The 12,959-nt window shown below is 65.1% G+C and carries 9 protein-coding genes; 2 read left to right on the top strand and 7 right to left on the bottom strand.

The window, feature by feature from the left end; all coding sequences use genetic code 11:
- Positions 1-29 precede the first annotated feature (29 nt).
- From xdhB to ACFSNN_RS24935, 7 genes are all read right to left on the bottom strand, one after another.
- Positions 30-2,423: a xanthine dehydrogenase molybdopterin binding subunit gene (xdhB, locus tag ACFSNN_RS24965; RefSeq protein ID WP_134458094.1), complete on the bottom strand. Its 2,394-nt coding sequence runs from the start codon at positions 2,421-2,423 to the stop codon at positions 30-32.
- Positions 2,423-3,970: a xanthine dehydrogenase small subunit gene (gene xdhA / locus ACFSNN_RS24960; RefSeq protein WP_208949504.1), complete on the bottom strand. Its 1,548-nt coding sequence runs from the start codon at positions 3,968-3,970 to the stop codon at positions 2,423-2,425. Before xdhA ends, xdhB begins: the two co-directional genes overlap by 1 nt.
- A gap of 388 nt (positions 3,971-4,358) precedes the next feature.
- Positions 4,359-4,868 carry a disulfide bond formation protein B gene (locus ACFSNN_RS24955; protein WP_134458096.1) on the bottom strand — a complete coding sequence of 170 codons (510 nt, stop codon included), beginning with the start codon at positions 4,866-4,868 and terminating at the stop codon, positions 4,359-4,361.
- A gap of 123 nt (positions 4,869-4,991) precedes the next feature.
- The gene (locus ACFSNN_RS24950; RefSeq protein WP_134458097.1) at positions 4,992-6,368 is read right to left on the bottom strand and encodes an amidase; all 1,377 of its coding nucleotides are present in this window, start codon (positions 6,366-6,368) and stop codon (positions 4,992-4,994) included.
- Between the two features lie 88 nt (positions 6,369-6,456).
- Entirely contained in the window at positions 6,457-7,137 is a 681-nt protein-coding gene (locus ACFSNN_RS24945) for a GntR family transcriptional regulator (protein WP_134458098.1), read from the bottom strand.
- A 146-nt stretch (positions 7,138-7,283) separates the two neighbouring features.
- Positions 7,284-8,633: an MFS transporter gene (locus ACFSNN_RS24940; RefSeq protein ID WP_134458099.1), complete on the bottom strand. Its 1,350-nt coding sequence runs from the start codon at positions 8,631-8,633 to the stop codon at positions 7,284-7,286.
- Between the two features lie 7 nt (positions 8,634-8,640).
- Positions 8,641-9,330, bottom strand: coding sequence for a DUF2848 domain-containing protein (locus ACFSNN_RS24935; protein ID WP_134458100.1), 690 nt, complete (start codon positions 9,328-9,330; stop codon positions 8,641-8,643).
- Between the two features lie 206 nt (positions 9,331-9,536).
- Here ACFSNN_RS24935 and ACFSNN_RS24930 point away from each other — a divergent pair, with 206 nt between their 5' ends.
- Both ACFSNN_RS24930 and ACFSNN_RS24925 read left to right on the top strand, forming a co-directional pair.
- Positions 9,537-11,294 (top strand): cation:proton antiporter, encoded by a 1,758-nt coding sequence (locus ACFSNN_RS24930; protein WP_134458101.1) that lies wholly within the window; start codon positions 9,537-9,539, stop codon positions 11,292-11,294.
- A gap of 150 nt (positions 11,295-11,444) precedes the next feature.
- Entirely contained in the window at positions 11,445-12,944 is a 1,500-nt protein-coding gene (locus ACFSNN_RS24925; RefSeq protein WP_134458102.1) for a type 1 glutamine amidotransferase, read from the top strand.
- Positions 12,945-12,959: the final 15 nt, after the last annotated feature.

Below are 12,959 nucleotides of genomic sequence, written 5' to 3'. Positions count from 1 at the left end.
GTGTCGCATCAGACCTTGAGGTTATATTTTCACGCGGTCGTGTCGGTGGTCGAGGGCTCCGTTGCCGGTTGCGGCTGCAAGGCGTCCAGTGCGTCGAGAATCGCTTCGGGCGTGGCCGGCGCGCGCAACTGCGGCGCTTCTTGCGCATCCGGCACCGCGGCCGCGATCGCGTCGCGAATCGCGAGGAACACCGAGAACGGCAACAGCAACGGCGGCTCACCGACGGCCTTCGAGCGGAACACCGTCGACTCGGCGTTGCGGTTCTGATAGAGCTGCACGTGGAACGCGGCGGGCGTGTCGCTGACCGCAGGAATCTTGTAGGTGGATGGCGCGTGCGTCATCAGACGGCCATCGCGGTTCCACCAGAGTTCCTCGGTGGTGAGCCAGCCCATGCCCTGAATAAAGCCGCCTTCCACCTGGCCGATGTCGATGGCTGGATTGATCGACTGACCGGCGTCGTGCAGCACGTCTGCGCGCACGAGCTTCCACTCGCCCGTCAGCGTGTCGATCACGACTTCGGACACCGCCGCGCCATACGCGAAGTAATAAAACGGGTGACCGGTCAGCGTTTTCGCATCCCAATGCACTTTCGGCGTGCTGTAGAAACCGTCCGACCACAACTGCACGCGCGCCAGATACGCAGCGCCGACCAGCTGTTCGAACGGCATCGCGCCGCCGTTCACCGATACCTCGCCGTTGGCAAATTGCACGTCGTTCGCCGTGCCACCGAGTTGTTTGGCGACGAGTTCAGCGAGCCGCGCGCGAATGGTTTTTGCCGCGGCTTCGGCCGCTTTGCCGTTCAGATCGCTGCCGGTGGACGCGGCCGTTGCCGACGTGTTCGCGATCTTGGAAGTATCGGTTGCCGTGACCCGCACGCGCGAAAGCGGCAAGCCGAACTCGTTGGCGACCACCTGCGCGACTTTGGTGTTGAGCCCCTGGCCCATTTCCGTGCCGCCGTGATTGACGAGCACAGAACCGTCTTTGTACACGTGCACGAGCGCGCCGGCCTGATTCAGAAACGGCACGTTAAACGAAATGCCGAACTTCACCGGCGAAAACGCGAGGGCGCGCTTGAGCACCGGACTGCCTGCATTGAACGCCGCGATCGCTTTGCGGCGCGCGCGATAGTCGCTGGTGCCGAGCAGTTCGTCTGTCAGCGGCGCGATGATGTTGTCCTCGACGCGCTGTCCGTACGGCGTCGTGTCGCGCTCGCCGATGCCGTAGTAGTTGGCGAGGCGCACCTCGAGCGGATCGCAGTTCAACTGACGCGCGATGCTGTCGAGCATCACTTCCATCACGAGCGCGCCTTGCGGACCGCCGAAGCCGCGGAACGCGGTGTTCGATTGCGTGTTGGTCTTGCAGCACAGCGCGACGATATCGACATCGGACAGGTAGTACGCGTTGTCGAAGTGGCAGACAGCGCGCGTGGCGACAGCGCCGGACAAATCCGCGGAATAGCCTGCACGCAACGCGATTTCGACGCGTGCGCCGAGAATGCGGCCGCTGTCGTCGAAGCCCGCTTCGTATGCGTAGACCGCGTCGTGACGCTTGCCGGTGATCATGAAATCGTCGTCGCGGTCGGCGCGCAGTTTGACCGGGCGGCGCAGCAATTTTGCGGCGAGTGCGGCCACGCAGGCGAACACGGCCGATTGCGATTCCTTGCCGCCGAAGCCGCCGCCCATGCGCCGGCATTCGCACAATACATTGTGCTGCGGCCAGTCGAGCATATGCGCGACCACCTGCTGCATTTCGCTCGGATGCTGCGTCGAACTGTAGACGAGCATGCCGTCCATTTCCTTCGGCACCGCGTAGGCGATCTGGCCTTCCAGATAGAACTGTTCCTGGCCGCCGACTTCGAACGTGCCGCTGATCCGGTTCGGCGCTGCGGCGATCTTTGCATCCGGCTCGCCGCGTTTCAGATGCAGCGGCGGCAGGACGAACTGCTTCGCGGCTTTGGCATCGGCGGGTGTGAGGATGGCTTCGAGCGGTTCGTAGCGGATCACGTCGTCGCTCTTTGCGAGCGCGGCGGCGCGGCGTGCGAGCTCGTGGCTTTCGGCGATCACGGCGAACACCGGCTGGCCGAGATAGAGCACCTCATTGACCGCGAGGATCGGATCGTCGTGCAGTACGGGACCGCAATTGTTTTCACCTGGGATGTCTTCGGCGGTCAGCACGGCGATCACGCCCGGCGCTTCTCTGACCGCGTCGAGATCCATCGATACGATCCGCGCATGCGCATGGCGCGACAGGCCGAGCGCCGCGTGCAGCGTGCCTTGCAACTCGGGCACGTCGTCCGTGTAGGTGGCTTCGCCGCTCACATGCAGCGCGGCCGATTCATGCGGCAGCGAGACGCCGATGGCCGCGTCGCTCTCGTGAGCGACCTGTCTGGCAGCGTGTTCGACAAAAGCATCGGTCCGGTTCATCACGACGGCTCCTTTGCAACGGCGGCGTCGGGCGCGCCGGCTTCGAACGCGAACGCATTCACGTCGAAGAGGGCGAGCGGCGCGTCATCGCGCGTTTCGAGGTGAAAGCGCCACAGCAGATTGCGCGCTACCTTCAATCGATACGCGCTCGACGCGCGCATGTCGGTGAGCGGCTGGTAATCGGCGACGAGCGCATTCATGGCCTGCCGCGCGGTGCTTTCGTCCCAGCTTGCGCCGTTCAGGACGGCTTCGGTTTGCGCGGCCCGCTTCGGCGTGGCCGCCATGCCGCCGAACGCGATGCGCGCTTGCTCGATGACCCCGTGTTCGCCGAGGTGCAGCGCGAACGCCGCGCACACGGCGGAGATGTCCTGGTCGTAACGCTTCGACACTTTGTAGGTGCGAAAACGCAGGTTGCCGACCGGCCGCGGCACGCGCAGCGACGCGACGAATTCGCCGGCCGCGAGCGCCGTTTTCTGGTAGCCGAGGTAGAACGCGTCGAGCGGCAGCGTGCGCGTTTTCGGACCGTGACGCAGCACGACTTCGGCGCCGAGCGCGAGCAGCGCCGGCATCGAATCGCCGATCGGCGAGCCGTTCGCGACGTTGCCGCCGAGCGTGCCTGCATTGCGGATCGGCAGCGACGCGAAACGCGTCCACAGTTCGGCGAGTTCGGGGTAGTCGACGGCGAGTGCCGCATACGCATCTTCGAGCGTGACGGCGGCGCCGATCGTCAGCGTCTGCGCGTCGCGCTCGATCGTCTTCAATTCGGCGACGTTGCCGATATACAGAATGTCGCCGAGATCGCGGAATTGCTTGGTGACCCACAGGCCGACATCGGTGCTGCCGGCGAGCAGCCGCGCTTGCGGATGATCGGCGCGGAGCTTGGCGAATGCGTCGAGCGAGACGGGTGCATGAAAGGTGGGTGAGCCGAACGCCGCGCCGCGCGTGTCGGGCGCACGGTATTCGAAGGTGTCGCGCCGTTGCAGTTCGCGCAACTGATCCACGACGGCCTTGCGGTCGAGCGTTACGCGCGGGTATTTCGGATAGTCGAACATCTTCTGCGAAGCTTCGACGATCGGCCGGTAGCCGGTGCAGCGGCACAGATTGCCGGAGAGGGCGGCGTTGATTTCATCGCGGGTGGGCAGACCGGCGGCGGCCGGCTGATTTTCATACAGCGCCCACATCGACATGACGAAACCGGGCGTGCAGAAGCCGCATTGCGAACCATGGCAGTCGACCATGGCCTGTTGCACGGGGTGTAGGGCGCCGTCGGCGGCGCGCAGGTCTTCGACGGTGAAGAGCGCCTTGCCATCTAGCGTCGGCAGAAACTGGATGCAGGCATTGACCGCTTTCAGAGCGAGGCCGCCGTGCGCGTCCAGTTCGCCGACGACGACCGTGCAGGCGCCGCAGTCGCCCTCCGCGCAGCCTTCCTTCGTGCCGGTGCAATGCAGATCTTCGCGCAGGTGCTGGAGCACGGTGCGCGACGCAGGAACGCCCGCGACCTCACGGACGGCTCCCTGGTGATAAAAGCGGATGGTTTGCGTTGTCATGGCGAATCCAGAAGACACTGCGGACCGGGCGCGCGTTACGCATGGGGTCGCGCCAAAGCCGGCCTCGCGCACGTAGATCGCCATCCAGTTCCGAAGATAGCATTACCTTGTCCCAAAAAGATTTCCCGTGTCGCATGAAGCTTATTCGGAAGCGGTCATGAGATAAGTACGATTCGCGCTACGGCGGGAAGTTGCGTGAATCGGGACGGAAGAGGAGAAGCCAGACGGGGCCGGGCGCTACGGGGGAGATGGATGGTCTGGCGGACCAGAAACCAGCAACGGCGGGGCTTCGGGACGAAAAAACACCGGATTTTGCGCCGCCGCACTCGGCGGGACGAAATCCGGCGTTTCTTGTTCAGCGTGGCGAACGCGGGGCGGCAGAACCCCGTCAGGCGATCCGGCGACGGTTGCGAACCAGCGTCAGCACCAGCGGGATGAAAGCGACCACGAATGCGACCAGCGACCATTGCGGCAGCGTCAGACCCAGAATCGGCGGATAGGCCGTTTCGCACAGGCCGGCGACCTTGAACACGCCCGGCAGCCAATGCGCGGGCGGCAAGCTGTCGACCAACGGCTGCAGTGCGTCGAAGCCACAGCTAAAGCCCGGATTGGCCTGAACATACACGTGACGCACGGCCGTGACGATACCGGCCAGCGCCGACAAGGCCGCCAGCACTTCCAGCAGACGCACGCCGCGCCAGTTGTTAAAACGCGCGCCGAGGAACGCGAAGATCGCGACCAGCAGGAAGAAATACCGCTGGATGATGCACAACGGGCACGGGTCTTCGTGCAGAAAATACTGCAGATACAGCGCGCCACCCACGAGGGCGACGCAGATCAGGCCAAGCAGAACCAGCAGGGAGCGCTCGCGGCGCAGCATTGCAGTGTCGTTATTCATGGATCGTGTGGCTGTCTCGAAACGGAAAGGGCGGGTGCCCGCGATTCTAGCGCGAACCCCCGCCCCGCCGCTTATCCTGCTTTTACGGCGTATTTCCCGATCTAGCGCGTTGGCGTCCCTTGATCAGCGAATCGCCTTGAGCACCGCTTCGGCGCCGCGGCCGATGGCCAGCAGGGCGTCGTCGGCGTGCGGCGCGCCGGCCAGCATCAGGCCGACCGGCGCGTCGCCGCGCAGATGGCACGGCAGCGACAGCGCGCAGGTGTCGAGGAAGTTGAACACGCTCGGGTTGCGCAGGATCAACGCGTTGGTGCGGCCGAAGGCGTCGTCGTCGACCAGGTCGGCGACGCGCGGCGGCACAACCGGCACCGTAGGCGCCACGACCGCGTCGAAACGTTGCCACAGCGTGCGGGCGGCTTCGGCCAACATCGCCTCGCGTTCGGCGAGCAGGTCGAGATAGTCGGCGGCGCTGGCCGGCTGGCCCTTCAGAATGCGCACCAGCACGCGCGGATCGTATTGGTCGCGATGCTTTTCCAGCAGCGGACGATGCCACGCGTACGCCTCGATCGGCGAGAACCCGAAGCGGTTGATCTCAGGCAAACGGTCGAGCGGTGCGAAACGCACTTCGGTGACAATCGCGCCGGCCGCTTCCAGATGCTTGAGCGCCGTGTCGATTGCCGCGGCGACCGCCGGTTCGACGCCGTCCGTGACGAAATTGGTCAGCACGCCGAGGCGCACGCCTTCCAGCGGACGGGCGGCCGGAATACGCGGCTCGAGCCCGGCCAGCATACGGTCGACCAACGCGCAGCAGGCCACGGAAACGCCGATCGGCCCGAACGAATCGAGCGTCGACGAAAGCGGCACGCCACCCTGTTTGGGAATCCGGTCGGCGGTCGGTTTGAAGCCGGTCAGGCCGCACAGCGCCGCCGGAATGCGGATCGAGCCGCCGGTGTCGGTGCCGAGCGCGATGGCCGCCATGCCATCCGCGACGGAAGCGGCGGCGCCCGACGACGAGCCGCCCGAGATCCGCTCGTCGCCTTTCACGCCGCGCTGGTACGGCGACAGCGGATTGCCGTAGTGCGGGTTTAGACCCAGTCCGGAAAACGCGAACTCGCTCATATTGGTCCGGCCGACGAGCACTGCGCCCGCGCGCTTCAAACGCGCGACCGCGACGGCGTCCGCCTTGGCGGCGGGGGCGTCGGCGAGCACGGTGGAACCGGCGCGAGTCGGCTGGCCCTCGATATCGAACAGGTCTTTCACCGACACCGGAATGCCGGCGAGCGGCGAAAGCACAGTGCCGGCGGCGCGCAGACGGTCGTGAGCGTCGGCGGCGCTGCGGGCGCTGTCGGCGTCGACGTGCATGAAGACGGCCGCGCCCTGGCCGGCCGGATCGGCGATCCGTTCGAGCGCGGTCTCGACGAGCGCACGGCTCGTGGTGCGTCCGGCGGCGAGGTCGGCGGCAAGTTGGGCTAGTGGCGGAAAGGGCGTGAGTTCAGTGGCCATGATGTCGGTAGAAGTCCGGTTGAACCCGGCGAAGCCGGTCGGTGAGCTGAATGCGTGAGCCTGGATGGGCGGGCTTGAATGCGGTCGATCAGATACGATTGAAGAGTGTGGCGCGGAACGCTTCGATATGTTTTTGCACGGATTGGCGCGCGCCTTCGGCGTCACGTTCGCGCAGCAGGCCGAACAGTTCGAGATGTTCCTCGTGCACGTCTTCCAGATGATGCGGCTCGGACAGCGAAATGAACCAGAAGCGCAGCGAGCGCTCGTGCAGCCCGCGCAGAATGTCGGCGAGCACCGGGTTGCGCGACGCGGCCGAGATCGCCAGATGAAACTCGCGGTCGATATCCATCATGCCTTCGATATCGTGTGCCGCGACGCACACGGCCGAGCGGTCCAGCAGCGCCTGCATCGCGTCGTAGTCGTGCTGTTGCGCGTGGCGCGCGGCCAGTTCGACGCAATAGCTTTCGTTGACGAGACGCACGTCGATGATCGCCAGCACGTCGTCGAGCGAAACCGGGCGGACCATGATGCCCTTGCGCGGCATGATGGTCAGCATGCCTTCGTGTACCAGGCGGTGCAGCGCCTGATGAACCGGCGTCCTGCCGATGCCGGTCAGCGCCATCAGTTCCGCTTCGTTGAGCACCTCGCTCGGCCGCAGGCGCATGGTGATGATCTCGCGCTTGACGAACGCATACGCCTGCTCGGCGAGACTCGCGGCGGCGGTCGCGCGGGCGGGCGGGGAAGGGCGGGCGGTCTGCAAAAGCGTCATGTGAAGTGGCAGCGGACGATGTCGTCCGCATTGTAGAGCAAGGTTTTGCGCACATAGCGGCGCGGGTCGGGCAGGCAGCGGGTGATCGACCCGCATCGGCTCCGGCTCGCGCACCGTGCGGCGCGTTGCGTCACTGTCGCCGTCCGTCAGGCGCGGCTCGGCGCGGCCGCCGCCGCATGCTGCACCTTCACGCGCGGCATCATCAGCGTGACCAGCCCGCCGACGATCAGCGCTCCCGCGATCAGCACGAGCCCGAACGTCACGCTATGCGTCGCGTCCTTGACGATGCCGAGCACATACGGGCTCACATAGCCGGCGAGGTTCGCGATCGAGTTGATCACCGCTATTCCGGCGACGGCGGCCGTGCCTTGCAGGAAGGTGGTCGACATCGACCAGAAAATGCCGAAGCCCGCGAGGATGCCGATATACGCGATCGACAAACCGGTGACGGCGAGCGGAATCGAGTTGGTCACCGAGGCGCTGCCGAGCAGGCCCGCTGCGCCGATGAAGCAGCACACGGCATAGTGCCAGCGCCGCTCGCCGGTGATGTCCGACGAACGCCCGATCAGGATCATGCCGATGCCCGCCGCCAGATACGGAATCGCGGTAACGAACCCATTGGTGACGAGGTTCGTCACGCCGAGATCCTTGACGATTTGCGGCAACCAGAACGAGAAACCCGCATTGCCGGTAACGAGGCAGAAATAGATCAGCGTGAGCAGCCAGAAGCGGCCCGAGCGCAACGCCACGGCCAGGCTATGTTCAGCGCCGGCCGCCGCGGCCGCGGTGTTTTCTCGCGCAAGACGGCCGAGGATCACGCGCTTCTCGTCGTCGGTGAGCCAGGCGGCTTCGGCGGGCGTGTTGCGCAGCACGGCGAGCGCCCAGAAGCCGGCGAGAATCGACGGAATGCCTTCGATCAGGAACATCCACTGCCAGCCGCGCAAACCGTGCGCTTCGTGCAGCGCCGACATCAGAAAACCCGACAACGGCGCGCCGATAATGCCGGCCACCGGAATCGCCGCCATGAACACGGCCACCATGCGCGCGCGGCGGTCCGACGGAAACCAGAAGGTCAAATAGAGCACCACGCCCGGCACCAGGCCGGCTTCGGCGACGCCCAGGAAAAAGCGCAGCACGTAGAACGTCGTTTCCGTGCGCACGAACATCATCAGACACGACAGCAGGCCCCACAGCATCGTAATGCGGGCAATCGTGGCGCGCGCGCCGAACTTTTTGAGCAATAGGTTGCTCGGCACTTCGAACACGAAGTAGCCGAAGAAAAAGATCCCCGCGCCGAGTCCGTACGCCGCGTTCGTCAGGCCGAGGTCGCCGGTGAACTGCAACTTCGCGTAACCGATGTTGACGCGGTCCAGATACGACAGCACGTAGACGAGAAACAGGAACGGCATGATGCGCCACGTGATCTTGCGCAAGGCGGCGGCTTCGAGCCACGCGTCGGAAGACGCGTCGGCGGCGGATAGCGAAGGGGAGTTCATGGATGCCTCATTCGACGATAGGTAGCGCGCGCACGCGATAGGCGTGGCGCAGCGTGCGGTTCAGGATGGGATCGTGCAATTCGAGTTCGAGCGCGTCGCCGTCGGCCATGCCGACGATGCCGCCCTGTACCGCCAGCGTGCCGCAGAACATTGCCGCGCCCGGCGCGAGCGGCGCGCGTGTCAGCAGATCGGCGGCCGGCAGCAGCGATGCCACGCTGCCTTGCTGATAGACACGCCGCTCGCCGTTGCTGGCGACGGTGAAAGCGCGTAGCTCGAGCTGATCCCAGTGGCCGGCGACATCGTCGAAACGCCAGGCGTCGCGGGCCAAGGGTTTCGGGCAGACCTGTTTGGAAACAGTCACGCCGTAGGCCTCGACTTCGCGGTCGGTGTGATCCGAGCCCACAGTGACGAGCAAGCCCTCCTTTGTCTGCACCAGCACGCATTCAGCTTCACCACTCGACTTCACGCCGACCACGTCGATCTGCTCGGCCTGCGTCAGCAGTTCCGCGCCGAGGCGGTAGAACAACGGCGTGGTGGAGGGCCGTTTCACGCCGAGTTCGGCCAATTCGGCGATGTGATGCTCGATCGCGGCCTGATCGCGGCCGGCCCAGCCGGCAATGGTCAGGCGATTCACCTCGGCGATCTCGGCGCGGCTGCCGCCGGAACGGTCTACAACGTTGAAGGACACCTGCTGCATTGCTCGACTCCAAAGAAAATATGCAACAAATATTATTGTGATATTTCACATGAGTCCAGCGTGTCAAAAACATTCTTCCGGAAGGCGCGCGGGAGATGCGCGGCTTGGCGGCAGCGCCATGTCCTCCGAACGTCGACGCGAGGCGGGTTGTCGCGTTCGTTTGCTAAACTGCGTTTTCAAGATTACTTTTTGTAAGGGACGTATTCATGCACCATGGCATCGGCTTCATTCAGGACCTGGCGGTCGTGATGGCGCTCGCCGGCGTCGTCACCGTGCTGTTCCATCGCCTGAAACAGCCGGTGGTGCTCGGCTACATCGCGGCCGGTGTGATCATCGGGCCATACACGCCGCCGTTCCAGTTGATCCACGACGAGCAGACCATCCAGACACTCGGCGAACTCGGCGTGGTGTTCCTGATGTTTTCGCTCGGCCTCGAATTCAGCCTGCGCAAGCTCTTCAAGGTCGGCGCGACGGCGATCGTCGCGGCGCTCTCGGAGATCGTGCTGATGCTATGGATCGGCTACGAGATCGGCAGCGCGTTTGGCTGGAGTTCGATGGATTCGCTGTTCCTCGGCGCGATCCTCGCGATCTCGTCGACCACCATCATCGTCAAGGCGCTCTCCGAACTGGGCCTGAAGCGCGAGAGCTTCGCGCAGTTGGTGTTCGGCATTCTGATCGTCGAGGACATTCTCGCCATCGCGATGCTGGTGCTGCTGTCGGGCATCGCGCAGACGGGGCAGTTGAGCGCGGGCGTCGCCATGGTCACGCTCGGCAAGCTGCTGCTGTTCATGACGGTGTCGCTGGTGGTCGGCATTTTGCTCGTCCCGCGCGCCTTGAACTATGTGGCGCGGGCGAAGAGCGACGAGATGCTGCTCGTCTCCGTGCTCGGCTTCTGCTTTGGCTTCTGTCTGCTGGTCGTGAAGCTCGATTACAGCATCGCGCTCGGCGCCTTTCTGATCGGCGCGATCATGGCCGAATCGCGCCATCTGCATCGGATCGAGCATCTGATCGCGCCGCTGCGCGACGCGTTTTCCGCGATCTTCTTCGTGACGATCGGTTTGATGCTGAACCCGGCCGTGCTGGTCGACTACGCGTGGCCGATCGCGGTGATCACGGTGGCGGTGATCGTCGGCAAGATCGTGTCGTGCGGGCTCGGCACCTTCCTCGCAGGCAAGGACGGGCGCACGGCGATGCGCGTCGGCATGACCGTTTCGCAGATCGGCGAGTTTTCGTTCATCATCGCGTCGCTCGGCTTGACGCTGAAGGTGACGAGCGCGTTTCTGTATCCGATCGCGGTGGCGGTGTCCGCTTTGACCACGCTGTTCACGCCATATCTGATTCGCGCCGCCGACCCGCTGACGCAGCGCCTCGGTCACGCGATGCCGCGCACGCTCGCAAACGTATTCGGCATGTACGGGCAATGGTTGCGCAGCCTGAGCACGGGAAGCGGCGAACCCACGCTGTTCAGCATGACGCGGCGGATCATTCTGCAGATCGCCGTCAATCTGGCGCTGGTCGCCGCGATTTTTCTGATCGTGTCGTATAGCGCGCCTTATACCAGCGCGTGGCTCGCTCACTGGTTGAGTTCCGAGCCGATGCAGCGCGTGGTGTTATGGAGCGCCGCGCTGGTCGTGTCGCTGCCGTTTCTCGTCGCCGTGTATCGCAAGCTCAAGTCGCTTGCCTTGCTGCTCGCCGAAGTCAGCGTGCAGCCGGCGACGGCCGGGCGCTTCACGAGCGCGATCCGCTACGCGATTTCCGATCTGGTGCCGGTGGTCTCGATGGTCGGCGTGTTTCTGCTGGTCGCGGCGCTTTCCGGCGGCATCCTGCCGCCGACCGGCCTGCTCGCCGCGGTGCTGGTTTGCGCCGCGTTGCTGCTGGCGCTGGTGTGGCGCTGGTGCGTGAAAATCCACGCGGCCATGCAGATCGCCTTGCGTGAAACTTTCGAAGAGCAGCCGGATCCTTGAGTCGGACTTGCCGCGCAGTACGCCGAATCGAGTTCCGCGCGACGCCCGCAACAATGTGAGCAATTGTGTGCGGGTTTGCGGCGCTTGGCCCGCTAGCGGATAATCAGGGCATATTCATTCGTTCGCGTGGAAGGCGCCTGTCTGACTGTCATGAGCGAAAACAAACCTGAAAATGCCGGCAAGCCCGGCAACTCCACGCCGCCTTCGGCGTCGCCCGCGCCGTCCGGCACTCCGCCCGGCGCGTCGATAGCCGGCTCCGTGCCGCCCGATCCGGCGGCCTCGCTACCCCTCTCGCACGAAGATGCCATCCAGTCGCCGATCAAGGACGTGACGCCGCCGGATGTTGCTTCCACCTCGACGTCCGCTGCGTCCACCGCAACGCCGGCTGCGGAAGAAGCCGCCGTGCGATCGTCGACGGACGATCCCGACAGCGCGTCGGCGGTCACGCCCACCGATCCGCAAAAGGCGCGGCAGCGCGATGCCGCCGAAGCACGCACCTCCGCCGCCGCATCCACCGCGAAGCAGGAAGCGGAGGTTCATGAACGGGACGCGCGCCGCGCCGGCGTCCATGCAATGAGACCGTCGCCGACTGTCGGCGGCAGCGAACCTGTGGACGGCGAACTGGTCGGCGCCGTCGAAGACGTGACAGTGAACGAAGAGATCCCGGCTTCCACCGAGCGCCGGGCGGGCTCGCCGCCACCCGGGTTCGGCGCGGCGCCTGACTTCACGGCCTCGAACCCGCCGCCGCCCAACGCCTTGCCGCCGTCGCCGCCGCGCTATCTGAAGCACAACGATTCGGCGTGGACCGTGTTTGGCCGCATCGTCGCGGCGCGCGCGCGCCAGATTTTCGATCGCGCGGGCCAGCGGATCACGCAACGCACGCTGCGCATCGGCGTATCGGCGCGTATTTTCCATCCCGAGCCGGGCGCGAAGGGACTGCGCGGCAAGACCTTGCAGTATCTCGAGGAATCGATCGCGCACTGGGTGATGTCGCGCGACGTGCTGGTGTTCATGATTCCGACGGTCGGTCATCAGGGCATGCTGCATCCGAGCAATATCCGCTTGCGCGACTACGCGAAGCATCTCGACGGCCTGCTGCTGCAAGGCGGCGCCGACGTCTCGCCGCAGTCCTACGCGGAACAGGCTACCAGTCACGAATGGCCTGGCGACCGCGTGCGCGACATGTACGAGCTCGAACTGCTGCATGAGTTCGTCGAGTCGGGCAAGCCGGTGCTCGGCGTGTGCCGCGGCTGTCAACTGATCAACGTGGCGTTCGGCGGGACCTTGTATCAGGACATCGCCACCGACGTGCCGACCGCGGCCACGCACGTCAACGAGAACTACGATCAGCATCGGCACGGCATTCATTTCCCCGACGGTTCGACGCTCGCCAACATGTTCCCAGGCCGGCGAGATGCGATCGTCAACTCGATTCACCACCAGGCGGTCAAGACGCTCGGCCGCGATCTCAATATCGAAGCGGTGTCGGCGTCGGACGGCATCATCGAAGCCGTGCGCTACCGGCGCGCGCCGTTCGTGATGGGCGTGCAGTGGCACCCGGAGTTTCATCGCGCGGGCGGGCCGGAGTTGCTCGACTGCACGCCGTTGCTCGATACGTTCCTGCGTGTCGCGCGCGAGACGCGGTTCTAACACGCGCTGGCTGGC

This window comes from Paraburkholderia dipogonis, from assembly GCF_042680985.1.
GTDB classification, from domain to species: domain Bacteria; phylum Pseudomonadota; class Gammaproteobacteria; order Burkholderiales; family Burkholderiaceae; genus Paraburkholderia; species Paraburkholderia phytofirmans.
This window is presented reverse-complemented; position numbering and strand designations above follow the sequence as displayed.